22 protein-coding genes and 1 pseudogene are annotated in these 25,564 nt (G+C 56.3%); 10 read left to right on the plus strand and 13 right to left on the minus strand.

Annotation, left to right across the window (positions count from 1 at the left end):
• Positions 1-8: 8 nt before the first annotated feature.
• The 13 genes from ACMTA2_RS18785 to ACMTA2_RS18845 form a co-directional block, all read right to left on the minus strand.
• Positions 9-281, minus strand: coding sequence for a hypothetical protein (locus ACMTA2_RS18785; RefSeq protein WP_413791215.1), 273 nt, complete (start codon positions 279-281; stop codon positions 9-11).
• On the minus strand, positions 281-481 hold the full coding sequence (locus ACMTA2_RS18790) for a hypothetical protein (RefSeq protein WP_413791216.1): 201 nt from the start codon (positions 479-481) through the stop codon (positions 281-283). Before ACMTA2_RS18790 ends, ACMTA2_RS18785 begins: the two co-directional genes overlap by 1 nt.
• 86 nt (positions 482-567) lie before the next feature.
• Entirely contained in the window at positions 568-891 is a 324-nt protein-coding gene (locus tag ACMTA2_RS18795) for a hypothetical protein (RefSeq protein WP_413791217.1), read from the minus strand.
• Positions 892-1,600: 709 nt separating this feature from the next.
• Positions 1,601-2,047 carry a hypothetical protein gene (locus ACMTA2_RS18800; protein WP_413791218.1) on the minus strand — a complete coding sequence of 149 codons (447 nt, stop codon included), beginning with the start codon at positions 2,045-2,047 and terminating at the stop codon, positions 1,601-1,603.
• Positions 2,001-3,053, minus strand: coding sequence for a hypothetical protein (locus tag ACMTA2_RS18805; protein WP_413791219.1), 1,053 nt, complete (start codon positions 3,051-3,053; stop codon positions 2,001-2,003). The genes ACMTA2_RS18800 and ACMTA2_RS18805 overlap by 47 nt, the downstream gene beginning before the upstream one ends.
• A 1,058-nt stretch (positions 3,054-4,111) precedes the next feature.
• The gene (locus tag ACMTA2_RS18810) at positions 4,112-4,849 is read right to left on the minus strand and encodes a phage baseplate protein (RefSeq protein WP_413791220.1); all 738 of its coding nucleotides are present in this window, start codon (positions 4,847-4,849) and stop codon (positions 4,112-4,114) included.
• A 135-nt stretch (positions 4,850-4,984) separates the two neighbouring features.
• Entirely contained in the window at positions 4,985-5,272 is a 288-nt protein-coding gene (locus ACMTA2_RS18815; RefSeq protein ID WP_413791221.1) for a hypothetical protein, read from the minus strand.
• Positions 5,269-5,718, minus strand: coding sequence for a hypothetical protein (locus ACMTA2_RS18820; RefSeq protein WP_413791222.1), 450 nt, complete (start codon positions 5,716-5,718; stop codon positions 5,269-5,271). Before ACMTA2_RS18820 ends, ACMTA2_RS18815 begins: the two co-directional genes overlap by 4 nt.
• An 18-nt stretch (positions 5,719-5,736) precedes the next feature.
• Entirely contained in the window at positions 5,737-6,171 is a 435-nt protein-coding gene (locus tag ACMTA2_RS18825) for a hypothetical protein (RefSeq protein WP_413791223.1), read from the minus strand.
• A gap of 12 nt (positions 6,172-6,183) precedes the next feature.
• On the minus strand, positions 6,184-6,603 hold the full coding sequence (locus tag ACMTA2_RS18830; RefSeq protein WP_413791224.1) for a hypothetical protein: 420 nt from the start codon (positions 6,601-6,603) through the stop codon (positions 6,184-6,186).
• A gap of 11 nt (positions 6,604-6,614) precedes the next feature.
• On the minus strand, positions 6,615-7,436 hold the full coding sequence (locus tag ACMTA2_RS18835) for a hypothetical protein (RefSeq protein WP_413791225.1): 822 nt from the start codon (positions 7,434-7,436) through the stop codon (positions 6,615-6,617).
• Positions 7,437-7,489: 53 nt separating this feature from the next.
• On the minus strand, positions 7,490-8,434 hold the full coding sequence (locus ACMTA2_RS18840; RefSeq protein WP_413791226.1) for a hypothetical protein: 945 nt from the start codon (positions 8,432-8,434) through the stop codon (positions 7,490-7,492).
• Positions 8,435-8,968: 534 nt separating this feature from the next.
• Positions 8,969-10,531 (minus strand): recombinase family protein, encoded by a 1,563-nt coding sequence (locus ACMTA2_RS18845; RefSeq protein ID WP_413791227.1) that lies wholly within the window; start codon positions 10,529-10,531, stop codon positions 8,969-8,971.
• 74 nt (positions 10,532-10,605) lie between these two features.
• On the opposite strand from ACMTA2_RS18845, the pseudogene ACMTA2_RS18850 reads away from it, so the two are divergent.
• The 10 genes and pseudogenes from ACMTA2_RS18850 to ACMTA2_RS18895 form a co-directional block, all read left to right on the plus strand.
• Positions 10,606-10,881: pseudogene (locus ACMTA2_RS18850) on the plus strand (alpha/beta fold hydrolase); the annotation flags it as partial.
• Positions 10,882-10,892: 11 nt separating this feature from the next.
• Positions 10,893-11,855: a D-2-hydroxyacid dehydrogenase family protein gene (locus ACMTA2_RS18855; RefSeq protein WP_413791228.1), complete on the plus strand. Its 963-nt coding sequence runs from the start codon at positions 10,893-10,895 to the stop codon at positions 11,853-11,855.
• A 646-nt stretch (positions 11,856-12,501) separates the two neighbouring features.
• Positions 12,502-14,073: a glycogen synthase GlgA gene (glgA, locus tag ACMTA2_RS18860; protein ID WP_413791229.1), complete on the plus strand. Its 1,572-nt coding sequence runs from the start codon at positions 12,502-12,504 to the stop codon at positions 14,071-14,073.
• A gap of 7 nt (positions 14,074-14,080) precedes the next feature.
• A complete protein-coding gene (treZ, locus tag ACMTA2_RS18865) occupies positions 14,081-15,883 on the plus strand; it encodes a malto-oligosyltrehalose trehalohydrolase (RefSeq protein WP_413791230.1) in 1,803 nt (600 codons plus the stop codon).
• Positions 15,880-17,958 (plus strand): 4-alpha-glucanotransferase, encoded by a 2,079-nt coding sequence (gene malQ, locus ACMTA2_RS18870; protein ID WP_413791231.1) that lies wholly within the window; start codon positions 15,880-15,882, stop codon positions 17,956-17,958. Before treZ ends, malQ begins: the two co-directional genes overlap by 4 nt.
• Positions 17,955-20,741 carry a malto-oligosyltrehalose synthase gene (locus ACMTA2_RS18875; protein ID WP_413791232.1) on the plus strand — a complete coding sequence of 929 codons (2,787 nt, stop codon included), beginning with the start codon at positions 17,955-17,957 and terminating at the stop codon, positions 20,739-20,741. Before malQ ends, ACMTA2_RS18875 begins: the two co-directional genes overlap by 4 nt.
• Positions 20,742-20,761: 20 nt before the next feature.
• On the plus strand, positions 20,762-21,112 hold the full coding sequence (locus ACMTA2_RS18880) for a DUF2934 domain-containing protein (protein WP_413791233.1): 351 nt from the start codon (positions 20,762-20,764) through the stop codon (positions 21,110-21,112).
• A gap of 157 nt (positions 21,113-21,269) precedes the next feature.
• Entirely contained in the window at positions 21,270-23,429 is a 2,160-nt protein-coding gene (glgX, locus tag ACMTA2_RS18885) for a glycogen debranching protein GlgX (RefSeq protein WP_413791234.1), read from the plus strand.
• Between the two features lie 244 nt (positions 23,430-23,673).
• Positions 23,674-24,438: a PIG-L deacetylase family protein gene (locus ACMTA2_RS18890; RefSeq protein ID WP_413791235.1), complete on the plus strand. Its 765-nt coding sequence runs from the start codon at positions 23,674-23,676 to the stop codon at positions 24,436-24,438.
• Positions 24,439-24,618: 180 nt separating this feature from the next.
• The gene (locus tag ACMTA2_RS18895; RefSeq protein ID WP_413795689.1) at positions 24,619-25,383 is read left to right on the plus strand and encodes an endonuclease/exonuclease/phosphatase family protein; all 765 of its coding nucleotides are present in this window, start codon (positions 24,619-24,621) and stop codon (positions 25,381-25,383) included.
• Positions 25,384-25,564 lie beyond the last annotated feature (181 nt).

The following is a 25,564-nucleotide window of genomic DNA, read 5'->3' on the forward strand; positions in this document are numbered from 1 at the left end:
GTGTCGGCTTATTGGTTGTCAGCGTCGATTGCTGCATAGATTGCTTTGAGTTCTTGTTCCTGTAGCTTTGCAGGCTTCTCCATATGAACCACCTGCACAACAGACCAGTTCATGTTAGAAGCTGTGATATAAGGATCAGGAGCACGCTTGTAGCCTTGGCTAATCAATTCGTCGTATCGACTGAACATGTCTACATGGAAGTTGGTGTAAATCACTTCAAACTTGCCTTGCTTCTCATACTTATCAAGGGCTTCATCTTTTAGGGCTTGTACGTCTATCATTAAAACTCAATTCCTTTTTCAGTACAGAGTTGTTGGTAAACCTGAAGCTCTTCATCAATTCCATCATTAGGATATCTATTGGCTTTCAGGAAGTCGTATGTTTCGTCTGTCTCTTCACCGTCTTTAAGAGTGGCAAGGTAAGCCTCGATCCATTCCTTATTAGTCAGCGTTGTTTCTGTACCGATGTTATATGCGTTCATTTCAGTTAGAATTCCGTGCTACTAGGACGCCAATGGTGTAGCCGATTGTAAGCACTGCAAAGGCAATTGCATAAAACGTGATTGGATCAAACAGCATTTTCTTTACCTTTGACAAGTGCGAACAAGTGACTTTTAGTACGAGCTTCCCGTTGTTCTGGTGTCTCGCTCATAATGCCTTGAGCTGCCTTCATAATCTCATCTGCTGTTAGCTGCTTTAGAGCATTGGCGTAACTGGCTACGGTCATATCCAGCACATTGAATAGGGTGTTCTGCACATCAGCCTTCAAGAGTTTGATGTATCTGTTGTGTTTATTGCGGCAAGAGCTGGAGCAGTAACGAGCATCACAGCGACTTGCACTGTAAAGGCTACCGCACCAGTCGCAGCACTTCGTGGTGTAGTGGCGAGGCATATAGTTAGGTTCCTTGTAGGATTGTTGTGTGGGCGGTTATTCGGACATATAAAAGATTTGAGCCAAAGAAAAGCAGCACTAATGCTGCTCTGCTCTGACAAGGAAATTGTTAGGGTTGTCGCACCTGCCACCCTGAAGCAGTGAAAAAGTCGCTGCTCTTCTTTATTTGAAGTTTGCTATGTGCTGTCTTGTTGACTCATTGCGAATCAACAGGAATTTGAATTAGGCAGCAGTTATCCGCACCACACTGCTAAGTGGCTCTTTCATCAACAGAGGCTAACGAGGCGTGGAGACATGCGTTCGGTTATTCGCCAGCAAACCGATGGTACTGAAACAGGCCATGAGGAGCCTTGCGAATGACTCTCGCCAAACAACGTCTAGGAAGCAGGCGAGATAATCTAAATATATCCGGGCTTTGAGCGGCCCGCCCGGAAGGCTGGAGGATGTAGGCGGAAATGCAAGTAACCGACTACTAGTGCTCAGGGTGCTGTATCAGGAAAGGAGGAGAAACCAGCTACAGCAACTACCATGAGTCAGAAGGATAGGAGCTTTGACAAGGCAGATTCAAGAATTCTGTCAGGAAGGAAAGCAACATTAAGCTTTCTCCCTATCTACTATTAGTATAGCATTGATTTGGAAATTGTCAATCACTGTCTGTCAATTTACCACACATTTTTGACACATTATTTGTATGTCATGTTAATCACCATCATTTTGTGACAATGGTGACTACCTCAGCGGGATTAACATTCAAGTCGTGACACACTTTCAACAAAGGCTCCTCACCGTAAGTGCTAACCAGTGTGGAAAGCTCACCACGGTTACGCTGTAGGCGTCTTGCGGCTCCAACCTTCAGAGAGTGAACCACTTGAGATACGCAGTGTTTGAACCGATACACCACAGCAGCATCCAGCGTTGGGGCTGCTTTCTCAGAACGCATAACTTGGATAGCATCGAGAAGGCTTTGCACATCGTCTTCAATGACATCCAGCTTAGGCGTAGCTTCGATCTGGGCTAGCTCACGCTTGGTGATTGTTGGGACAGGGATTGTCTCCAGCACTTTCACCTTGCCCTTCATCCAATCATCAGCAAGCTGTTCTGCTTTACGGTCACGGTTGTTCTGTGGCTTGAGATTGAGTGAGTAGATCAGTTGCATTGTATCCCCCTTTTGCTGTGATGTGTGGTGTGTACTCCAGTAGTTCCCCAAACAGGTCTTCTTCATCAATCTGGGTAGTTGTATGATTGACAATAATTGGTGCGTAGTCCATAGCAGGCGGGAAGATATAGTCAACCACTTTTGCTACTTCTTGCGCAGATTCTGTGTTAGCAACTTGCACATCTGCACGTGTCACTACTGCTGCTTCTGCAAGCATCACAGCCTCTTCAAAGAATGCGTCAAGGCTGTCTTCCTGAATGGCTACAGGCGCTTCTACAGAGCGTTGTGGGGTTTTCTGTGTGATAACAGAAGCAGACATATCGCTTGTCGCTTCCATGGCATCTGTGGTGCTTAGAGAGCGTGCCAGAAGAGTGACTGTGCTTTCTTGGCCGTACTCTTTAATGGCTAGCTTCAGGATGTGGCGACGTGCTGCATACTGTTGTTTGCGTTGAGCTTCAGTGCTTTCCAGTTGGTCAGCGTCGTAACCAGTGGCGTACATTTCCATGAAGCTGTTCACCTTGTCTTGAATCACTTCCTCAAGCTCAAGGGCCAGCTGCTCAAGGGCGACACGGCTAGCTGTTGGGGCTTCGTCACAAATCCAGTCCATCACGAACAGGGCCGTTTGTTCAGTGCCTTTAGCCAATTCACGGCAGCGGGCCTTGATGCGACTCATTGTGCTTTTGTCGTAAGCAGCTTCGAAGGTGCCTTTCTCTTCGCTCCACTTGGTGCCGTACACTTCGTACAGGGCTTGGCGTAGCTCGTAATCCTTGATGCCTTGTGGACGCACAGACAAAGGGAAGACGCGGGCAACGGCCTTTTCAAAGTCAGAGGATGGGGCTTTGGTGGCTGGATCGATTTCAACGCCTTCCATGTGGTCACGGACAAAGCGTTCAGGGAAGCCGGTTGTAGCTACGATCTTGGCGCGGGACATGCCAGTCTTGCGGAGTGCAATCACTTCCTGTACGTTGGCGTCTGTCATGGTTGGTTTGGTTTTCTTTACGGTCATGGCGCTTGTTTTTCCTTGTGCAGTATGGTTTCATTTCATTGGGTTGTTCCTCAGCCAGATAAAACTGTGCGTGAAAGGTTTTATTTCCCTACATCTATAGTTTACACTAATTTGTCCCAATGTCAAGAGGTTTTACAGTTCTAGGACACAATTGGGACAATTCTGGGACAGATACATTAACTGTCAACCACCTGTCACCCCTACCCTCACACACTCAACCATTGACACTTGGATGCCCCATCCCATTTGTCCCAATGGCGAGAACCATATCTATAGGGTGGGACGTTTGGGACAAGCCCAACACCCTGACCACTCGTTGTACCAACGAAAAGTTACCACCTGAAAAATTTTGGTAAGTTTTTACCCTACATGACCCAGCGTTTGCAGGGGGTTGATACTTTTCCTATACATAGAGAAGTGACCACGCTGGTTGTCCCAACCACGAGAACCATATATTTATAAGTGGGACACTTGGGACAAAAGCTCTCACTTCAAAGGGTGTTACCTCAAGGCGTACCGCCTCAAGGGGTATCCAAGAACACAACCAACAATAGTACCCGCACAAACAAAAAGGGTATTACCACTGGTCTTACAGACCGGCTTGTCACCCTGAGTCGTACCGACTCGTTTTGCACCTACCTGATATCTTGGTGTTTTACTATATTGGGTTTATTTGTTAGTACACTTTGAAGAGGGATATCACTCTATTGTGCGAACTTTGGGCTATTCGCCCATGAAGATGTAAGACTTAGACCTACGGTCTGCATTCACACTTAGAAGTGGGTAACACTTGAAGGTTACTAACCTACAACAAACAACAGTAAAACAACCACCAAAAGAGCTTGGCCGCTCTTGATCTTCTTGTTGGTGCAGAACACAGGCAACGCCTGTAGAGGTTTACCCTCAGACCTACGGTCTAAGCTGACTACCTGTAGGTTTTCTATGCTCTATGTTTGTGTGTGTGTGGATTACCCCTTTGTCCTGTCGGACAGTGCAACAATCCAACACCCATGAAAAGGCCCGCTCATTGGCGGGCATTCTCACGTCACAGACGTCTGTCATTGCTGGCTAGCTTTACCTTGATAGTCATAAGAACTTTTCTCAGTGTAGGTAGATGGTGCATTAGCTGGTGATTTCTCAGTTGGTACTTTCTTACTGGAGCCTGTCTTACGTCCCTTGTTGATTCGCACCTTGATGCTTTTAACTTCAGTGAACTTCACCTGTTCGAACTGCATGACAGGGAATAACCCTTCTCCGCTGTTTGTATCTTCACTGAAGCTCAAGCTTGTAAGAATGCAATTCGGATACGACTTAACCACGATATCGCCAACATACTCAACAAAAGCAAAAGCTTCTCTGCCTGTCAAAATAGTGATTAGGTCGGCCTTCACAGCAGCAGCAAGCTTAGCCTTCGGTTGCGGAGTAACGTATGCTTCAGGAATTGAGTCCCTAGTAAACTGTGCAATTACTTCTGGGAGAATTCTGTTAATGCTACTTGGGCTAGTAATCTTCACAGGTTCTACAACCCTAGTGTTGTTTGTGAACTGCTTATTGATACTCACATTAGTGTCATTCAAGAGAGGTCGAGAGATATTGAAGTCCGCATCAGAGAGAACTCCACTCATTGAGAACTTTAGATTGTCAACTGTAGTGTGGTCTGTGTAACTGGCGCCAGAGGACATAGGGTGTTTGGTAACGCTGGCACTATATTGCTCAGACAGAGCTGTGATTGCGTCGAACCATAGAATATCCCCGCTTTCACGTTTAATGAAAAAGCCGGATGTTTGATCAGCCATAGTGTGTTTTCCTTTATATAATGTGTAGAAGCCCCCACAAGCCCGTATGAGCCGTGTTGATGTATTTATGTGTGGGGTTGGGTTGGTATGTTGCCTAGCGAGGCTCTAGCGGCCTCACGGGAGCTTGTAGACTGGTTAGTTGTTGCTTGTTATTGTAACGGCCTTATAGACATCAACTACTCTTCCACGAACAATCAGCTTTTGGGGCTTGTCCAATTGGTTGATATAGGTGATCGGCTGCACAGGCTTGATTTCCCATGACTGCGGATTGTCCTGCATCCACTCAAGAGAGCGTATAAAGGCCGTAGCGGCTCTTTCTCTGGCTGGGAGTGCCAATGTACTGGCGTGCTTCTCTAGGAGGTTTAGAAGCTCTTCTGTGAGACTTGGCATGTCTTGCTGTATGTCGCTCTGGTTGTCTGTCATACGCCAACCTTAAACTTCACGCTTTCCAGCATCTTGCCAGTATCGTACAGAGGGCGATCAAAGCCTTTCGCTGCAATAGTTCTTGCACTGTTATGGCCGGGATAGTTGGCAATCGTAATTTTGATTTCTTCAGCAACTATACGACCAAGGGTTGCCATGATGGCCCTTGCACTCCCCTTCCCTTGAATGGAAGCTGTAGCCGCCAGCTTCAGTACACTGATGATCTTCTTGATTGTCAGTTTGTCTTGCAGAGTCTCTTGCATGAATGGACGTTCAGGGTGAAACCTTGTTCCATACTCGTTATATGCAGCTACTTGTGCAACCGGCATACCATCGTCATACACAGAGTCTTCAAAGAACCCCACTTTTGTTTTAGTCTTAGCGAGGGTCTGCATTCTCTTAGCGAGATTGACTAGCCCTCTCATGTCTAGTTTTGTTGTAATCATGTGCTTTCCTTGTAAATGTCATTTATTGGCTGTCCCGTCTATGATTGGACTTACTGTGATTGTTGGGCTTGCTTCTTGTTTTATATTTATGCCTCTGGCTGCTTTTTCTTCAGCTTCTCTTAACTGAAGTTTTGTTAGCCTACGCATAGCTGTTGGGTTGGCGTCATACATGATGTTTTGCAATCTATCCGTGGCCGACTCAACTAGAGCCAACTGTGCAGTGACGTTAATTTCAGCATCTTGCACGCGTTGTTCAAGCTCAGAAACTTTGTTCTCAACATTGAACACTCTTCGCTCTACAATTTCCTTTTGATGAAAGCCATTACGCCATTCGTAATCTTCAAGTCTGCCAAAGAGAAAGAAAGGTGTGAATGCGATGAAGCAGACAAGTAGAAAAGTAGTGATGATGCCTTGTAGCCGTGTTACGGGCTGTCCTAGAGTTCCTTGTTTCATGGTTTATCCTTGTTACCCCAATCGAGCGCCCCCAAAGGAACGGCCATGGGAGTTGGTTTTGAATTGTGTAAGCCGAGTTAGAACCTCAGCCATAAAAACATCCTTACTACGTCCATAGTAGAGTTCTTCTGCCGCACCAGTGATACCGATATCAACAGCCTTTGTCATAAACTCATCTACAGCTCCAAGCAAAAACATGTTCCCCGTGTACGATAAAACCACACCATCATTAGTCTTGAACCAAAAGAAATGATGACGTGTCTCTACAACCTCTGGATGTCTACGTTTAAGCATCATGTTGAAGTGACGACCTAAACGATTTAGATCAACACGACCTGTCAGCAAGTAGCAGGCTTGGTGTTGCCCCGTGTTCTCTAACACATCAATGTGTCTTTGAAGCCTCTTCAACTTCTCTTTTACTGTCTCTGCCATACAGCCTCCTGTTATTGATTGTTTCGGGCTTGGCGTTCAGCCTCTTTCTGCATCTCTGCACGTTCGAAGTAATCACGCTGTGCAGCTTCGTTAGCGTCGTAAGCATCTTCAACACTCATGTGAAGCGCTAAGTCAGAGAGGCTTGCTAGATCAAGCTCACTTTTGAGAATTGTGTAAATAATGTTGCTCTGGCTAAAGTCCGCTGAAACACGCTCTAAGCTTCTTGGAGCCTGAACGCCACCAGCGCTGTAACCTTCTGCCAAACTCCAACGCTTCTTAGTCCAGATATGCAGGAAGTTGAAATTAATCACTTCAGCAAGCAATGCATGGATAGTCGTGTAAGACAGCGAGTCATAATCAAGTGGCTCACCATCAAGCGTGACATGCTTCAGGAACATATCCAAAGCTTCAGCGTAATCCAAAGACATATCCTGTTCTGTGGATGCACCATAGTTGATCAAGTAGCTCATAGGCGTTCTTACACGCTCTAGAGGTTGCCGCTGTTCAACGGTCTTGCCTTCTAGGAGTTCTTTAAGAGAGAGTTTTTCAGTTGGTTGGTTAGGCTGCTTAAACATCTCGTATGGAACATCAGGGTTTGCCAGTTTGTCCAAGAACATCAATACAGCCAACATACGACCATCAATCGCTACGGCCTGAACTGGAATCAGTGGGAAGAGTTCTGTGTTCTCCCATACCGCCGTTTCTTGATTGAGAATGAATGCACGGATCGCGTTATGGTACTTCTCGGCTAGCAGACAACCTTCGGTGGCTGGATGTTGCGTGATGAGGTATTGTTTATCCTCAACGGTTAGTTTCTTGGTCTTGATTGCCATGAATGGGTTTCCTTATAAATTGTGTGCGGGCTTGCACGCTGTAAATGCTTTACTTATTCAAGAACGTCAATATCGTCAGGGGTCATTTCAGAGCATTGAATTTCAACCTGCCAGTCATTGCCACGGAAGTCGCCCGTATAACGAGCAGTGTTCACACGGTAATAGCCTGTGATTTTTTGAGATTCAATCCTGACAACAGAACTAGGAGTGATGGTTGCGTCTAGGGCTGTAGCAACTTGCACACCGTAGCGTGCACGCTTGTCGCCTTTAGGAAGTTTCAAGTATTCGGTAGTGTGGAATGGCTCATCAATCATGCCTGTTTCAACATTGATGATAGGTACATCAACTACGCTTCTGGAGTTTGGGCCATTGACATCAGTAACATTCAAAACACCGTTACTAACATGGTATTGAAAGCCATAAGCTTTGGTGATTTTGTCTAACTCTTCTTTGGCTGTAGCACTCAAGCGGTAACTGCCAATGATCGGGCTGTTTAGGTTAGTCCCGACAATAGAGCCACGGGCAACACCCGGCATAGACTCTCTGATGGTTTCAATGACATCCCTCACGGTTTGTCCGGGGGAAAGAATACGGCTTAGGCGGGCTTGGGTAAGTTCGACGTAACCTTCACCAAGCTCAATAACAGAGATGGTGTCTGTTCCATGCTTAACTGTCTTACCCTTAGTCATGTTCCCAGAGGCTAGGAGCTTCAAACCATCTTTATTGTTGTAACCAACGTACAAAGCAACTTCGATATCCTTTCTGTCCATCAACAGTGCTTGTTCAGGGTTCAGGTTGTAGATTTCAATGGAACCGGAATTCCCATTTTTGTGTTTGGTGTCGGCTGTCTTCTCAATATTGAACGTAATCTGAAGCGGGGCATCAACTTCGGTGCTAATCAGTTCGATCCCGTCACCGTTGATATAATCACCAATCGTGATCTTGTATTGTCTGTCATACTTTGTTTGTTCATTAATCGTCGAAACTGTTAGGGGCATATCTGTATCCTCGATGTGTAGCAAACAGCCTCACGGCTACCGTGAAAGCGTTTTGCTTGTGATGATTGGTTCTGCACTGGGCTTTGCAGAATTGTTTGCGAATTGTCTTGCAGGGCATAGTGCCGCCGCAGTGCTGACATACACGTTGTGTAATGATCATGTTTGTATACCTACCTTCTTTAAGGTTGATGAACTTGGCTTTGGGGCTTGTGACACTTATGGAAACTGTAAGAAAGAGCAGACATGAAAAAGGCCACACAATGGTGGCCCTCTCACAATGTACCAAGCCCAGCACACACAGTTAACGGAAATGTCCTTCCTAACAACCGCTATTATTATAGCATACGTTATGTTATAACGCCACTATTATTTAACAAATGGACAAAAAAAAACTCCCCTGCACATACATGCAAGAGAGTTCAAGGAACATCCAACATTGAATTAGGCAGAGTGCACAACACAGAGAAGGAGGAAGGGTTGTGTTATGCACCCAGTGTTACATAGTAACATACGACTGTGATGTGTCAACCAATATTACTTCACAATCTTGACATTAGCCAGTTTGCCAGCAAGCCCCTTCATTACATCAATTCTGCGTGTCTCATTCCTAGGCTTGTCCCTTATGATTGGGATTTCCAACATCTGGCCTTGAGGATTGATAACCTTGTATACATCTTTGCTTCTACTCCAACCATCGTAGACAAACCTCCCCACAGGCGTCTCGATAGTTCTGTTCAAGTGACAGACAATCTCATAGCCAACACTCTGCAACAATGCATTAGCTTTCATTGGATCTTTCATCACTTCTACGTTGTTCAAAATTGTATCTCTGATGGTTGCTGCACTGTGTTGCAAGGACAGCTTCTCAGTCTCTAGGGCCTTTCTCTCAGCCTTCAGGGTTTGTAGCGTCACAATCAACTCTTCTACATCCTCAACCTCAGCCACCACCTTTGCCACTTTGGTAATCTTGACGCTCAAGTCAGCCAACAATCCATCAATCACAACCTCTCGCTTCATACTCTCCGTCAACACTTGCCCTTGCAAGGCTCTGTGGACATGCTCCCAGCACGACAACTGAAAGGCTATGGCTATCACAGCCTCTGGTATCCCCTTGCTGTTAGAACACGCTGTAGAGCCTCTACGAGCACGCGTAGAACACTCCATCACAGGTGGTGGCGGTGTTACTCCCTTCTTCCTCTTTGCATAGTGCTTGGTGTTAAAGTTTTTGCCACACTCGCCACACCTCACTAAGCCTGTGTATTTGTGCTTTGTTGGTGCCGAGCGTTCTACACGGCCCTCAGCAAGCTTTCTTTGCACACGATAAAACAAGTCAGGTGTAACAACAGCCGGATAGACATTAGGTATTCCCTGCCACTCCCCTACGGCTGTTCTGTTCTTCATCCATCGTTTAACTGTAGAGGGTGCCATCTTGACAAAACAAGGATGCTTATTACCGCCAGCTTCAAGGATTCGCTCATAGATGCGCCTCTCTCCCAACCCTGACGCGTAATCTTCGAAAGCCTGCCTGATGAATGGGGCAATCTCCTGAATTAGCTCTCCTTGGGATGTCAGCCATACAGGCGTATACCGCTTAGGAATCACTCCATTGGCGGCTAGGGTGTTCCTGCTCTTGTAACTGGCTTTCATCCTGTCACTGAGAGTCTGTGAATAGTTGAAGGCAGCTTGCACCTTCCCTACAAGGATGTAGTAGTTACCACCCCTCAAAGACTCCTGTGTGTACATCATGTTGTCATCGAGCGTGACCAGTGACACACCGCTATTCAAAATCTTTATCAATATCTCAGACATGATGCCGGGTTCCATACGACCTGTACGGTCTATGGCTTCAACCAGCACAGCGTCACCCGCTTTGATTGCCCCCTGATCGATAGCCTCTAGGAGCTTCCCGAAGCCGTTCTTAAGGTGCTTGCCGCTACGGCCACTGATACCCAAGTCACGGAATGTAAGCGTCCTGTTGAGCGTGTACGTCGGGTGCTTATCAGCCCATGCATCAAGCATGGCCTCTTGTCGCTCAAGGCTAGAACCCTTAGCCTGCTTCCCCGTACTAAACCTGATGTAGCTGTAGGCCGTTGCCATGTCACACCCTTGAATATCGTAGCCTTGGCGGCACCCTAGCATGGAAAGTGGAAAATCCCCACAATGCAGCTACCTTCACCCAGCCGGTCTATTACGAGTTCAAGGACCTGACCGTACCCACCCTGCTGCTGATCGGCACCTCCGACACCACCGCCATCGGCAGCGACATCGCGCCGCCGGCGGTAAAGGCCAAGCTGGGCCACTACGCGGTGCTGGGCAAGCAGGTCGCCGGGCTGATTCCCCGCTCAACCCTGGTGGAGTTCCCCAATCTGGGGCATGCCCCGCAGATGGAAGAGCCGGATAGGTTTCACAAGGCCCTGCTCGACTGGCTGGACAAACCCATTCCCTGACGAGGTGATCCATGGCGGTGCAAATAGCGGTCATAGACGATTGGCAAGATGTGGCACGCAGTGTGGTGGATTGGTCGGTGCTGGACAGCATCGGCCCGGTGACGTTTCTCCACGATTATCCCGCCGACCGTGACACCCTCGCCGAACGCTTGCAGCGCTTCGAGGTGATCTGCGTGATGCGCGAACGCACCGTGTTCGATGAAGGCCTGCTGCGCCGCCTGCCCAATCTCAAGCTGCTGCTCACCGGCGGCATGCGTAATGCCGCCCTGGACCTGAAGGCCGCCGCCGAGCTGGGTATCCAGGTGTGCGGCACCGACAGCTACAAGCACGCCGCGCCCGAACTGACCTGGGCACTGATCATGGCCTTGACCCGCAACCTGCTGCAGGAAGCCAACGCGTTGCGCGCCGGCCTGTGGCAACAAGGCCTGGGCGGTGACTTGCACGGCAAGACGCTGGCGATCCTCGGCCTGGGCAGCATCGGTACACGGGTGGCGCAGTTCGGCCAGGTGTTCGGCATGCGGGTCATTGCCTGGAGCCAGAACCTCAGTGCCGAACGGGCCGCCGAAGCCGGCGTGACCTACGTCAGCAAGCAGGCGTTGTTCGAGCAGGCCGACATTCTCTCGATCCACCTGGTGCTCGGCGAACGCACCCGCGGCCTGGTAGATGCCCAGGCGCTGGGCTGGATGAAACCCGAGGCACTGCTGGTCAACACCTCCCGCGGGCCGATCGTCGATGAGCCCGCCCTGATCGATGCCCTCCAGCACCAGCGCCTGGCCGGCGCCGCCCTGGATGTCTTCGCCCAGGAGCCATTGCCTCTCGCCCATCCATTCCGAACCCTGGACAACGTATTGGCCACGCCTCATGTGGGCTACGTCACCCGGCAGAATTACCAGCGTTTCTATTCCCTGATGATCGAAGACCTGTTGGCGTGGGCGGCGGGCCAGCCGATCCGGTTGCTGACGCCAGCAGGCTGAAGCCTGCCCAAATACCCGGGACAACGCCTTCCGTGGGAGCGGGCTTGCTCGCGAATGCGGTGTATCAGTCGGAAACTGTGTGACTGACAGACCGTATTCGCGAGCAAGCCCGTTCCCACAAAAATAGCGTGTTTCGAGCGCTTATGAATGCCATCAAAACGCCTCCACCCTGCCCGCCCTCCTATGGTGCGTCGCGCCATTCCATCGCGCACACCGATGAACCCGATCGCCCCCATACACTTATTTCTTTTCAGAAAACTGCACTTCGTCGGTGCGTATTCCCCATCGTCGTGTAAGACATTGCCGCTAAAAAACGTGATTGTCGGACAATGCGACGAACCGAGCCGCACCGCTCTAGGATCTGACCTAGACTGCCTAACCGGGGGGAAAACCGACCGGTCATCCAGACGAAAAAAAGTCGAAACTTTTCGCAACGGCGGCAGGTCAGGTTAGAGGTAGGGCAACAGCGACTGGTGCAGTCCTTGCACTAGTCATGCAACAGCTCCTTCAGCTGATTCGCTTCGCCGCGTTTGGGTAGCCGTTCGCTTTCCTTGCGTAGCGCTTGTGCGCCTGGCCGCAGGATTCGGCCAATGAAACAACAGCTCTGGCGCTTGCCGGAAACAGATCGAGAAAATGGGAGAAATGTATGATCAGTGCTGCCTTGGAACCACAACAAGTCCGTTCGCAATTACCGCCGGCGGCCGAATCGCCAACGGCACCGGTGCTGGTCACCGGCGGCAAGGCACTGCTCCCCGTCGTTCGACAAAATCCCAATCGCAAGAAAGTCCTGTTCGTCACCTCGGAAATCGCCGACCTGGTCAAGACCGGCGGCCTGGGCGACGTGTCCTCGGCACTGCCCCGGGCCATGGCCGGGCTGCATGATGTCCGGGTCCTGATCCCCGGTTACCCGCAAGTGATGAACAGCGGCAATCCTATCCACATCGTCGGCGAACTGGGGGGCCACGCTGCGCTGCCGCCCTGCAAGATCGGGCGCATGGACATGGCCGATGGCCTGGTGATCTACGTCCTGATCTGCCCGGAACTGTTTGCCCGCGAAGGCTCGCCCTACGGCGCCAACAACGGTCGCGACTGGCCCGACAACCACATTCGCTTCGCCCGCCTGGGCCTGGCCGCCGCGGACATCGCCGCCAACCTCGCACAGATTCACTGGTGCCCGGACCTGGTCCACGCCCATGACTGGCCAGCCGGGTTGGCCCCGGCCTATATGCACTGGCGCGGGCAACGCACCCCGACCCTGTTCACCATCCACAACCTGGCCTACCAGGGCGTGGTCAGCCTGGCGTCCTGCCCGGAGCTGGGCATTCCCGAGCATGCCTTGCAGCAGGAAGGCATGGAGTTCTACGGCAAGCTGTCGTTCCTCAAGGCCGGGATGGCCTATTCCAGCCATATCACCACCGTCAGCGCCACCTACGCCCAGGAGATCACCACCCCTGCGTTTGGTTGCGGGCTCGACGGTTTCCTCGCGGCCAAGACCCAACAAGGCTTGCTCAGCGGGATTCCCAACGGCATCGATGAAAGCTGGGACTCGGCCACCGACACCCACCTGTTCCGCCAGTTCGCCATCGGCGACTGGGAAGGCAAGGCCGTCAACGCGAGCCATGTGCGTGAACTGTTTGGCCTCGACGACTCCACTGGCCCGCTGTTCGCGGTGGTATCGCGCCTGGTCTACCAGAAAGGCCTGGACCTGACCGAAGCCGTCGCCGAGTTCATTGTCGAGTCCGGCGGCCAGATCGCCATCATCGGCCGCGGCGAACCGGAGGAAGAACAGGCCATGCGCGAACTGGCGCTGCGGTTCCCTGGCCGCATCGGCGTGCGCATCGGCTTCAACGAAACCGATGCTCGTCGGATGTTCGCCGGCAGCGACTTCCTGCTGATGCCGTCGCGCTACGAGCCCTGTGGCTTGAGCCAGATGTACGCCCAACGTTTCGGCTCGCTGCCGGTGGCGCGCAATACCGGCGGCCTGGCGGACACCATCGAGGATGGCATCACCGGCTTCCTGTTCGATGAGTCCACCGTGGAGAGCTACAAGCAGGCCTTGAGTCGGGCCTTCAAGGTCTTCGAGTTCCCCGACCTGCTCAACGCCATGCGCTGCCGGGCCATGTCGGCGCCGTTCAACTGGTGCAAGGCCGTGGAACCCTACGCCGAACTCTACGAACAGCTGGTGGCGAAGTCACTGGGAAAATCGGCCAGACAATGAGGTAACAATGACGTCAAGGACGCCTGAGACATGGACCCACGGGGCGGTCATGCTGGATGACGAGCACACCCGCTTCGCCCTCTGGGCCCCGGATGCCTTTTTTGTCAGTGTCGAACTCGACACTGGAGACTCAATACCGCTACTGCCTCAAGCCGACGGCTGGTTCATGATCCAGACCCGTTGCCCCGCCGGCACCGGCTATCGCTATAACATCGACGGCGAGCTGGAGGTGCCGGATCCGGCCTCTCGCGCCCAGGCCGGCGACATTGACCGCCACAGTGTGGTGGTCGACCCCCATGCCTACCCCTGGCGGCACACCCAATGGTCCGGCCGCCCCTGGCACGAAGCCGTGATCTACGAATTGCACGTGGGCGCCCTGGGCGGTTTCAGCGGCGTCGAAGAGCATCTGGCCCACCTGGCCGGGCTGGGCGTCACCGCCATCGAGCTGATGCCGCTGGCGCAGTTTCCCGGTGATCGCAACTGGGGCTACGACGGGGTCCTGCCCTACGCGCCCCAGGCCTCCTACGGCACCCCGGAACAGCTCAAGCACCTGATCGACAGCGCCCACGGCCACGGCTTGGCGGTCATCCTGGACGTGGTCTACAACCACTTCGGCCCCGACGGCAATTACCTGCACCGCTACGCCAAGGGGTTCTTCCGCGAAGACAAACATACGCCTTGGGGCGCGGCGATTGACTTCCGGCGCCGCGAAGTGCGGGACTTCTTCATCGACAACGCGCTCATGTGGTTGCTGGAATACCGCTTCGACGGGCTGCGCCTCGACGCGGTGCACGCCATCGAAGACCCGGATTTTCTCCAGGAACTGGCGGCCCGGGTACGCGAACAGGTGGACCCGATCCGGCATGTCTGGCTGACCGTGGAAAACGAACACAACCAGGCCAGCCTGCTGGAACAGGGCTACGACGCCCAATGGAACGACGACGGCCACAATGCCTTGCACGTGCTGTTGACCGGTGAGACCGACGCCTATTACGCCGACTATGCCGAGCAGCCGACGGAACAACTGGCACGCTGCCTGAGCCAGGGGTTCGTCTTCCAGGGTCATATCAATCGTCACGGCGAACCCCGGGGTGAGCCCAGCGGTCACCTGCCGCCGAGCGCGTTCGTGCTGTTCCTGCAGAACCACGACCAGATCGGCAATCGTGCCTTGGGCGAACGCTTGCATCAGCTGGCCCCGCCCCAGGCCTTGCAAGCGGCGACAGCCCTGTTGCTGTTGTCACCGATGATCCCGCTGCTGTTCATGGGCGATGAGGTGGCGGCCGAACAGCCGTTCCTGTTCTTTACCAGTCATCACGGTGAGTTGGCTGAGCTCGTGCGCGAAGGCCGACGCAATGAGTTCAAGGCGTTCAGTGCCTTTGCCGATCCGCAGAAACGCGAGCGGATTCCCGACCCCAACGCGGCCGGCACTTTCGAGGCGTCACGCCCCAGTCTCGAACCGCAACGACCGGAGCAGCAGGCCAGTGAGGCGTTGTATCGCCACCTGCTGAAAATCCGCCGTGAAGAGATCGTCCCGCGCTTGCCCGGTGCCCAGGCCCTGGGGACCGAAGTGCTGGGTCGTGGCGCCGTCAGCGCACGCTGGCGACTGGGTGATGGCAGTGTGTTGCGCATCGACCTGAACCTGGGCGATCAGCCCGTCGAACACCGCGCCCCGCAAGAGGCACGCATTCTTTTCGAACATCCGCAGCAGGTCGTGGGTCTGTTGCAACAGGGCGTCCTTGCGCCCTACAGCGCGCTGGTCAGTCTGACGCAGGCGACAACCTTGCCCAACATCACTGGAGAGCGTCAATGAGCGATGCGCAACTGGAAATCCTCGCCAGCCGAGCGGGACTGGCGGTGGATTGGATCGATGCCAACGGCCGGGCCCAGAAAGTCTCGCCGGCGGTCTTGCGCTCAGTCCTCACGGGCCTGGGCCATCCAGCCGGCACCGCCCAGGAAATCGACGCCAGCCTGCTGCAGTTGCAGGAAGATCAACAGAACCATCCGCTGCCACCGCTGATTACCGTCGATGTCGGGGCCAGCCTGGATTTGAGCCGCTACTTCGAGGCCGGGACACCCTGCGACATCAAACTCGAAGACGGCGCGACACTGCACCTGAACCTCGACGGCGAGGCCAGGCTGCCAGGAATGCTCCCGGTGGGGTACCAGCACGTCAGCATCCGCGACCAGCATTTCACCCTGGCCGTCGCCCCCGCCCGCTGCTACAGCGTGGCCGATGCGGTGGACGACCCGACGCCACGGGCCTGGGGCCTGAGCGCGCAGGTGTATGCCCTGCGCCGCCCCGGTGACGGTGGCTTCGGTGATACCCAGGCCTTGGAAGAACTGGCGCGGGTGGCCGGCGAACGCGGTGCCGAGGCCATTGCCATCAGCCCGATGCACGCGATGTTCAGCAGCGATACCGGACGCTACAGCCCTTATTCGCCGTCCAGCCGACTGTTCCTCAACAGCCTGTACGCCGCCCCCGGCACCATCCTCGGTGAACGCGCCCTGCGCACCGCCATCGATGCCACCGGCTTGACCAATCAACTGCGCAACCTGGAAGAGCAGCCGCTCATCGATTGGCCGGTCGCCGCCCAGGCCAAGCAGAAAATCCTCCGTGCCCTGTTCGACGGCTTCAGCCAGGGCGCGCACCCACTGCACGAAGACTTCAGCAGTTTCCGCCACACAAGCGGCGAAGCCCTGGAGAACCACTGCCGCTTCGAGGCCTTGCAGGCCGAACGCGCCGCCCGGGGCGAAAGCCTCGACTGGCGGCAGTGGCCTGAAGATCTACGGGATCCACGCAGTGCGACCCTGGCCCGTTTCGCCGAAGAAAATGCCGACGAGATCGGTTTCTACGCCTTTTGCCAATGGTTGATCGCCCGCTGCCTGGAACGCGCCCAGAGCGCAGCCAAGTCCAGCGGCATGGGCATCGGCCTGATCGCCGACCTCGCGGTGGGCGCCGATGGCGCCGGCAGCCAGGCCTGGAGCCGGCAGGACGAACTGCTCGCGTCGTTGACCGTGGGCGCACCGCCGGACATTCTCAACCGCTCCGGCCAAGGCTGGGGCATCTCGGCATTTTCCCCCGAAGGCCTGGTGCGCAACGGTTTTCGCGCCTTCATTGAAATGCTGCGGGCCAACTTCGCCCACGCCGGCGGCTTGCGCATCGATCATGTCATGGGCTTGCAACGGCTCTGGGTGATCCCCAACGACGCTCCCCCCAGCGACGGCGCCTACCTGTATTACCCCGTGGACGACCTGCTGCGCCTACTGGCACTGGAATCCCATCGACACCAGGCCATCGTGCTCGGCGAAGACCTCGGTACCGTGCCCGATGGCCTGCGGGACAAGCTCAGCGCCCGCTCGATCCTCGGCATGCGCGTGCTGTTGTTCGAACAGGACAACACCCACTTCAAGCCTATCCTCGACTGGCCGGACAACGCCCTGGCGACTACCAGCACCCATGACTTGCCGACGCTCAATGGCTGGTGGCACGGTCACGACATCGACTGGAACGCCCGCCTCGACCTGATCGATTCCCACACTGAAATGGACTGGCGCAAACACCGCGAGCGCGAACGCGAAGGCCTGCGCCAGGTGCTGAACCAGGATCCGCAGAACTTCCGTGAGGAACACCACGAGACCGACCAGGTGCTGGACGCCAGCGTGCGCTTCCTCGGTCACACCCGCGCACCGCTGGTGTTGTTGCCGCTCGAAGACGCTCTGGGGATCGAGGAGCAGGCCAACCTGCCGGGCACCATCGATACCCACCCCAATTGGCGCCGCCGCCTGGCCGGGCAAAGCCAGGCGTTGCTGGATCACCCGGACGCCGCCCGGCGCCTGGAAATACTCGCCTGCGCGCGACTTCAGGCGAACGAGCGTGACCGATGAAACAGACGTCGATCCAACCGCTGCGAGCGACATTGCGTCTGCAGTTCCATAAAGGCTTCACCCTGGACGATGCCATCCCCCAGGTACCGTACTTCGCCTCACTGGCCATCAGCCACATTTATGCGTCACCGCTGCTGAAGGCCCGGGCCGGCTCCATGCACGGCTACGACGTCGTCGACCCGACCCTGGTCAACCCCGAGCTGGGTGGCGAAGGCGCGCTCAAGCGACTGGTCGCAGCCTTGCGCGAGCACCGGATGGGCTTGATCCTCGACATCGTGTCCAATCACATGGCCGTGGGCGGTCACGACAATCCCTGGTGGCTGGATTTGCTGGAATGGGGTCGACTCAGCCCCTACGGCGAGTTCTTCGACATCCAGTGGCACTCCCCGGACCCGCTGATGGAAGGCCAGTTGTTGCTGCCGTTCCTGGGCAGCGACTATGGCGTGGCCTTGCAGGAAGGCACTTTGCAGCTGCGCTTCGATGCCTCCCACGGCGGCTTCTACGTCGAGCACTACGAACACCGTTTCCCGATTTGCCCGATGCACTACGGCGAGTTGCTCAAACCCGCCGAAACCCTGCCCGTCGAGCAGGCCGAATCGCTCAAGGCCCTGGCCGAGCGCTTCACCACGCTCAATTACCAGACCGATGCCCACACCCTCGCTCGCCCGCTGCAAGCGCAGTTGCAGGACCTGGCGGCCCAACCTGGCATTCTCGCGGCCATCGAGGGCAACCTCGGTGGCTACGACGCTACCCAGCCCCAAGGCTTCGAGCGCCTTCATCAATTGCTGGAGCGCCAGAGCTACCGGCTCGCCAGCTGGCGCACGGCGGCGGACGATATCAATTGGCGGCGTTTTTTCGATGTCAACGAACTGGGCGGGTTGCGGGTCGAACGTCCGGCGGTATTCGAAGCCACCCATGCCAAGATCTTCGAATTGATCGGCGAAGGGTGGGTGGATGGCCTACGCATCGATCACATCGACGGTCTGGCAGACCCTCGCGGTTACTGCCGAAAACTGCGCAGGCGCGTCGATTCACTGTCGCCTTCACGGCACCTGCCGATTTTCGTCGAGAAGATCCTTGGCGATGGCGAGACCTTGCGACGGGACTGGAACATCGACGGCAGCACCGGCTACGAGTTCATGAACCAGGTCTCATTGCTGCAGCATGACCCGGCCGGCGCCGCCCCCCTTGCCGAACTCTGGAGCCGGCACAGTGAAAGACCGGCGCACTTCATCGAAGAAGCTCGCCTGGCTCGCCAGCAGATACTCAATGGCTCCCTGGCCGGGGATTTCGAAAGCGTTGCCCAGGCGCTGCTGCAAGTGGCCCGGGACGATGTGATGACCCGCGACCTGACGCTGGGGGCGATTCGGCGGGCGTTGCAGGAGTTGATCGTGCATTTCCCGGTGTATCGCACCTACATCACGCCCATGGGGCGCTCCGCCGAAGACGAAGTTTTTTTCAAACAGGCCCTGGAAGGCGCCCGGCAAACCCTCAGTGAAGCCGACTGGCCGGTGCTCGACTGCCTGGCCGGTTGGCTCGGCGCAGTGCCCTGGCGGCAACGCCCCCGCGGCAGCCAGCGCAAACGCCTGCGCCACGCCTGCGTACGCTTCCAGCAATTGACCTCGCCAGCGGCTGCCAAGGCCGTGGAGGACACCGCCCTCTATCGCTCGGCGGTGCTGTTGTCGCGCAATGACGTCGGCTACGACACCGAGCGCTTCAGTGCTCCGGTGCAGGTGTTCCACCAAGCGTGCCTCGAACGCCTCGAACATTTCCCCGATAACCTGATGACCACCGCCACCCATGACCACAAGCGCGGCGAAGACACCCGCGCCAGACTGGCGGTGCTCAGCGAGCGCGCCGACTGGTACGCGGCCTGCGTCGAGCAATGGCGCATCCTTTCGCCTTCGCTGCACAGCGATCCGGCCGCGCCCTCGGCCGGTGATGAACTGATCCTGTACCAGGCGCTGGTCGGCAGTTGGCCGCTGGACCTCGATCTCCAGGACCACCAGGCACTGGCCGCCTACAACGAGCGCCTGTGGCAATGGCAACGCAAGGCCCTGCGCGAAGCCAAGCTGCAAAGCAGTTGGGCGGCGGTCAACGACGCTTATGAGCAAGCCACGCAGATGTTTCTCGAACGCCTGTTGCTGGGCGACGAAGGGTTGCCGTTGCGCAGCGCCATCGCCGAGGCGGTCCAGGCCGTTGCGCCGGCGGGCGCTCTCAACAGTCTGGCGCAAACTTTGCTGCGCATGACCGTACCCGGCGTGCCGGACCTGTACCAAGGCAACGAGTTCTGGGACTTCAGCCTGGTGGACCCGGACAACCGTCGCCCGGTGGATTTCGAAGCACGCCGCGAGGCGATGCAGGCGAACGCCGCCCCTGGCGCACTGGTACGTGACTGGCGCGACGGCCGGGTCAAGCAGGCATTGATCGCCAGGACACTGGCCGTGCGAGCCGAGTATCCACAGCTGTGGCGCCAGGGCCGCTACCAACCGCTGGAAGTGCTCGGCGAGCAGGCCCACCGGGTACTGGCCTTCATGCGTGAAGACTCGCAACAACGGGCGATCGTTGTGGTACCTGTCCATGGGGCGAAATTGCTGGAAAACAGTGCCGTGCCAATGGTGGCCGCGTCGGATTGGGGCGATACCCGCGTGTCGTTACCGTTCGCCGCCCAGGAGGAAAAACTGAAGGGACTTTTTTCAAGCGTAACAGTCACACCCCAAAGGGAGCTGCTGATCAGCGCCGCGCTGGGGGATTTCCCGGTCAATGTCTTTATCCAATCTTGAGTTGAATCAGGAGCACTGCGATGAGTACCGACGATAAACGCATTCGTGAATTCGCCTATCAGATCTGGGAGTCCGAGGGTAAGCCTACCGGGCAGGAGAAACGCCATTGGGAGATGGCGTGCAAACTGGCCGAAGCCGAAGCGCTGGCACCCAGCAAGCCACCCAAGGCGGTGAGCAAATCGGCGGCCAGCAAAGCCGATGGCGCCAAGCCTGCTGCCGCCAAGAGCACCACGGCCAAGACCGCCGCGAAGAACGCCGCGCCCAAGGTCAAGCCAGCGGCCAAGCCTGCCGCGGCGACTGCAGCGGTAGTGCCACCGGCCAAGACCGCCGACAAGAAGCCGCGGGCGCCGCGCAAGCCGCCAGCGGTTTGATCTCACCTGCGTCATCGGTCTCAAACAGGCGTTTCTTCGCGGCGAAGACGCCTGTGTGTGGCGGGGGAAAGATCTCCCTCGCCGCGAATGCAGGGCATTGCCCTCCCTTTCAAATGAACCGCATCGCTGTATCTGTCTGTTTTTTGCAGGAGCAACTATGACCCGTCCAAACAAAACCACGCCGCCGCCCGTTATCGAGGCTTCGCGGATACGTGAAGGGCTGCCTTTTCCACTGGGTGCAACCTGGGATGGCCTCGGGGTCAATTTCGCGCTGTTTTCAGCCAATGCCACCAAGGTCGAACTGTGCATTTTCGATGATGCCGGCGAAGTCGAGCTCGAGCGCATCGAGCTGCCGGAGTACACCGACGAGATCTACCACGGTTATCTGCCGGATGCCCATCCGGGATTGATCTATGGCTACCGGGTCTATGGCCCGTACGATCCAGTGAATGGCCATCGCTTCAACCCGAACAAGCTGCTGATCGATCCCTACGCCAAGCAACTGGTCGGCCAATTGAAATGGTCCGAAGCCCTGTTCGGCTACACCATCGGCCACCCCGACGGCGACCTGAGTTTCGATGAGCGCGACAGCGCCCCGTTCGTCCCCAAGTGCAAAGTCATCGACCCCGCGCACACCTGGGGCCACGACCATCGCGTCAGCGTGCCTTGGGACAAGACCATCCTCTATGAAACCCATGTGCGCGGTATCACCATGCGCCATCCCTCGGTGCCCGAGAACCTGCGCGGTACATTTGCCGGGCTGATGGTCGACGATGTGCTGGAGCATATCCGCAAGCTGGGCGTTTCGTCGGTGGAGCTGCTGCCCATCCATGCGTTCGTCAATGACCAGCACTTGCTGCACAAAGGCATGACCAACTACTGGGGCTATAACAGCATTGCCTTCTTCGCGCCCGACCCGCGCTATTTGGCCAGCGGCAAGATCGCCGAGTTCAAGGAGATGGTGGCCCATCTGCACGAGGCCAACCTGGAAGTCATTCTCGACGTGGTCTACAACCACACCGCCGAGGGCAACGAACAGGGCCCCACCCTGTCCATGCGCGGCATCGATAACGCCTCGTACTACCGGCTGATGCCCGACGACAAACGCTACTACATCAACGACTCCGGTACCGGCAACACCCTGGACCTGAGCCATCCTTGCGTCCTGCAAATGGTCACCGACTCCCTGCGCTACTGGGCCACGGAAATGCATGTCGATGGCTTCCGCTTCGACCTGGCGACCATTCTGGGCCGCTACCATGACGGCTTCGACGAGCGCCACAGCTTCCTTGTCGCCTGCCGCCAGGATCCGGTATTGCGCCAGGTGAAAATGATCGCCGAGCCTTGGGACTGCGGCCCCGGGGGCTACCAGGTCGGACGTTTCCCGCCGGGTTGGGTCGAGTGGAACGACAAGTTCCGCGACACGGTGCGGGCGTTCTGGAAGGGTGACGACGGCCAGCTTGCCGACTTCGCCAGCCGGATGACCGCCTCGGGCGAGATGTTCAACCAACGTGGCCGGCGTCCGTACGCCTCGGTGAACTTTGTCACCGCCCATGATGGCTTCACCCTGCATGACTTGGTGTCGTACAACGACAAGCACAACGAAGCCAACGACGAAAACAACCAGGACGGCAGCAATAACAACCTGTCCTGGAACCATGGCGTCGAGGGCCCGACGGATGATCCCGAGATCAACGCCCTGCGCCATCGCCAGATGCGCAACTTCTTTGCCACCTTGCTGCTGGCCCAAGGCACGCCGATGATCGTCGCCGGTGACGAGTTCGCCCGCACGCAGCACGGCAACAACAACGCCTATTGCCAGGACAGCGAGATCGGCTGGGTCAATTGGGACCTGAGCGAGGATGGCGCGGCGCTGCTCAAGTTCGTCAAGCGCCTGATCAAATTGCGCCTGACCTACCCAATCCTGCGCCGCGGGCGCTTCCTGGTGGGCAACTACAACGAGGACATCGGCGTCAAGGACGTCACCTGGCTGGCCCCGGACGGCAGCGAAATGACCATCGAGCAATGGCAGGACGGTCATGGTCGCTGCCTTGGCATGCTGATGGACGGCCGCGCCCAGGAAACCGGTATTCGGCGCAAGGGTGGCGATGCGACGCTGCTGCTGGTGGTCAACGCACACCATGACATCGTCAACTTCCGCTTGCCGGAAGTCCCCGAGGGCAGTTTCTGGACCTGCATGGTCGACACCAACCAGCCGACCGTTCGTGGACAGGAGCGCTTCGATTTCAATTCCGAATACTCCGTCACCGGGCGCTCGCTGCTGCTGTTCGAGCTGCAGCGCGAAGAAGAGGAGTGAAATAGCTGCTCAGCCATGGGACCGCAAGGACGCGGTTTCCACCCCATACCCTCCAGCTAGAAGAAAAAAAAGCAGTTCAGATGCCACATGCCACGAGACGAATCGTCTGGCATGGTCAATACTTCCCTTGCGGTGGTCTCCAGGATTCGGAGCGCTGTGAATCTCAGTCATGCCCACATCGGTGCCATCGGACAGTAGGCCCGGTGCATGGCTGAAAGATTGAACACATACAAGGATGTCGTTTATGAAGCCTGCCTCTCGCTTGCCTGGCCGGCAGCACCCGCAAATCTGGAACAGTGCTGCGCAACTGGCCGATATTCCGATCATCAGCACCCAGACGCTCATTCCCGCTGGCGCCCGCGCCGTCATTCTCGCGCCGCATCCGGGGGATGAGGTCGGGGCCTGTGGCGGATTGCTGCAATTGCTGAGCAATCTGGACCAGCCCATGTTGCTGATCTCGGTCACCGATGGCGCCCTGGTCCACCCCAGCTCTGCCCTGTGGAACGACGAGCGCCTGCGTGTGCACCGCCCTCACCCCCAGGAAAGCGTCGACGCCCTGCACCGCCTGGGCATCGCCACCCATGAGCTGCAATGGGTGCGCGGTGGCTTTCCGGAAAAACACCTGGCTGAACACGAAGCCGAGCTATCCACGTTCATTGCCGGTCACCTGCAACCCGGTGATGTGGTGTTCAGTACCTGGCGCCAGGATGGCGACAGCGACCACGATACCGTCGGACGTGCCGGGGCCATCGCCGCCGACAGGACCGGGGTGGCGTTCAACGAATTGCCGGTGTGGGCCTGGCACTGGCCGGTCCGCGAGCAGAATAAAATCCCGTGGCATCGGGCCCGCAAATTGCGCCTCGACGTCTGGACCACCGCCCGCAAGCGCCACGCCATGTACGCCTACGTCAGCCAACTCAACGGCGAACCGGCGAGCGGCATCGCTCCGCTGGTGCCCAGGGTCATCCTTGACCGGATGGGGTTGCCTTATGAGATTGTCTTCATTTGAGCGACGTACGGCCCCCTACGGGAACGCGCTTCTCGCGATAGCAGTGGACCCGGTGCGAAGGCCTTGGCCGGAACACGAAAAATCCGGAACTGCCGGTGCCTTGGATCAGTCGCATGAACAAGTACGTCTGATTCAGGAGTGAACGTGACTCAAGTTCCCGATTGGCGAGCCGTCGAATCGATGCCATCGGACACGCCCGCGGCGGTTCATCGGCTGCGGGTCCTGACGGTCAATACCCACAAGGGCTTCACCGCCCTCAACCGGCGCTTCATCCTGCCCGAGTTGCGCGAAGCGGTGCGCAGTACCGGCGCCGACCTGGTGTTCCTGCAAGAAGTGCTCGGCGAGCATGACCGCCACGCGTCACGCTACGAAAACTGGCCCCAGACGTCCCAGTACGAATTCCTCGCCGACAGCATGTGGAGCGACTTCGCCTACGGTCGTAATGCGGTCTACCCCGATGGCCACCATGGCAACGCGCTGCTCTCCAAATACCCGATCCGCCAGTTTCGCAATCTCGACGTGTCCATCACCGGCCCGGAGCGGCGCGGGTTGTTGCATTGCGTGCTGGATGTGCCGGGCCACGCCGCGGTCCACGGAATCTGCGTGCACCTGAGCCTTTTGGAAAGCCATCGCCAATTGCAGCTCAAACTGCTCTGCCAACTGCTCGACTCGCTGCCCGAGGACGCCCCGGTGATCATTGCTGGCGACTTCAACGACTGGCAACTGCGCGGCAACCTCGCCCTCGCCCGCCGTGGTTACCTGCACGAGGCCTTCGAGCACCACCTCGGCCGCCCCGCCAGGACCTACCCGGCCCGCTTCCCGCTGTTGCGCCTGGACCGCATCTACCTGCGAAACGCCAGCAGCCATTCCCCGCAAATACTGGGTAACAAACCTTGGACCCACCTGAGCGACCACCTGCCGCTTTCGGTGGAAGTGCACTTGTAGCCCACTTGTAGAAGGGGCCTTCCCCCAGGCTTTCTGTGCGCCGACCTGTAAGTTCTGACAGTAGCAACGCCCATTATTCGTTGCTAGGGTGCCATTCCATACAGCGAGCGTTGCCAGGCCCTGTGTGCCATCTGTCGCGCAACCGATGCTGAACGGGCGTCCGCCGGGATGCCGATGCAGA

It is taken from the genome of Pseudomonas medicaginis (assembly GCF_965119365.1).
GTDB lineage: Bacteria > Pseudomonadota > Gammaproteobacteria > Pseudomonadales > Pseudomonadaceae > Aquipseudomonas.

Excerpts from the sequence above, each read along its gene's own strand:
- ACMTA2_RS18790 (WP_413791216.1), bottom strand. The coding sequence starts at position 481 with ATGAACGCATATAACATCGGTACAGAAACAACGCTGACTAATAAGGAA.
- malQ (WP_413791231.1), top strand. The coding sequence starts at position 15,880 with ATGAGCGATGCGCAACTGGAAATCCTCGCCAGCCGAGCGGGACTGGCG.
- glgA (WP_413791229.1), top strand. The coding sequence starts at position 12,502 with ATGATCAGTGCTGCCTTGGAACCACAACAAGTCCGTTCGCAATTACCG.
- ACMTA2_RS18810 (WP_413791220.1), bottom strand. The coding sequence starts at position 4,849 with ATGGCTGATCAAACATCCGGCTTTTTCATTAAACGTGAAAGCGGGGAT.
- ACMTA2_RS18785 (WP_413791215.1), bottom strand. The coding sequence starts at position 281 with ATGATAGACGTACAAGCCCTAAAAGATGAAGCCCTTGATAAGTATGAG.
- glgX (WP_413791234.1), top strand. The coding sequence starts at position 21,270 with ATGACCCGTCCAAACAAAACCACGCCGCCGCCCGTTATCGAGGCTTCG.
- ACMTA2_RS18825 (WP_413791223.1), bottom strand. The coding sequence starts at position 6,171 with ATGAAACAAGGAACTCTAGGACAGCCCGTAACACGGCTACAAGGCATC.
- ACMTA2_RS18840 (WP_413791226.1), bottom strand. The coding sequence starts at position 8,434 with ATGCCCCTAACAGTTTCGACGATTAATGAACAAACAAAGTATGACAGA.
- ACMTA2_RS18815 (WP_413791221.1), bottom strand. The coding sequence starts at position 5,272 with ATGACAGACAACCAGAGCGACATACAGCAAGACATGCCAAGTCTCACA.
- ACMTA2_RS18835 (WP_413791225.1), bottom strand. The coding sequence starts at position 7,436 with ATGGCAATCAAGACCAAGAAACTAACCGTTGAGGATAAACAATACCTC.
- ACMTA2_RS18820 (WP_413791222.1), bottom strand. The coding sequence starts at position 5,718 with ATGATTACAACAAAACTAGACATGAGAGGGCTAGTCAATCTCGCTAAG.
- ACMTA2_RS18875 (WP_413791232.1), top strand. The coding sequence starts at position 17,955 with ATGAAACAGACGTCGATCCAACCGCTGCGAGCGACATTGCGTCTGCAG.
- ACMTA2_RS18795 (WP_413791217.1), bottom strand. The coding sequence starts at position 891 with ATGCCTCGCCACTACACCACGAAGTGCTGCGACTGGTGCGGTAGCCTT.
- ACMTA2_RS18880 (WP_413791233.1), top strand. The coding sequence starts at position 20,762 with ATGAGTACCGACGATAAACGCATTCGTGAATTCGCCTATCAGATCTGG.
- ACMTA2_RS18890 (WP_413791235.1), top strand. The coding sequence starts at position 23,674 with ATGAAGCCTGCCTCTCGCTTGCCTGGCCGGCAGCACCCGCAAATCTGG.
- ACMTA2_RS18895 (WP_413795689.1), top strand. The coding sequence starts at position 24,619 with ATGCCATCGGACACGCCCGCGGCGGTTCATCGGCTGCGGGTCCTGACG.
- treZ (WP_413791230.1), top strand. The coding sequence starts at position 14,081 with ATGACGTCAAGGACGCCTGAGACATGGACCCACGGGGCGGTCATGCTG.
- ACMTA2_RS18830 (WP_413791224.1), bottom strand. The coding sequence starts at position 6,603 with ATGGCAGAGACAGTAAAAGAGAAGTTGAAGAGGCTTCAAAGACACATT.
- ACMTA2_RS18855 (WP_413791228.1), top strand. The coding sequence starts at position 10,893 with ATGGCGGTGCAAATAGCGGTCATAGACGATTGGCAAGATGTGGCACGC.
- ACMTA2_RS18805 (WP_413791219.1), bottom strand. The coding sequence starts at position 3,053 with ATGACCGTAAAGAAAACCAAACCAACCATGACAGACGCCAACGTACAG.
- ACMTA2_RS18845 (WP_413791227.1), bottom strand. The coding sequence starts at position 10,531 with ATGGCAACGGCCTACAGCTACATCAGGTTTAGTACGGGGAAGCAGGCT.
- ACMTA2_RS18800 (WP_413791218.1), bottom strand. The coding sequence starts at position 2,047 with ATGCAACTGATCTACTCACTCAATCTCAAGCCACAGAACAACCGTGAC.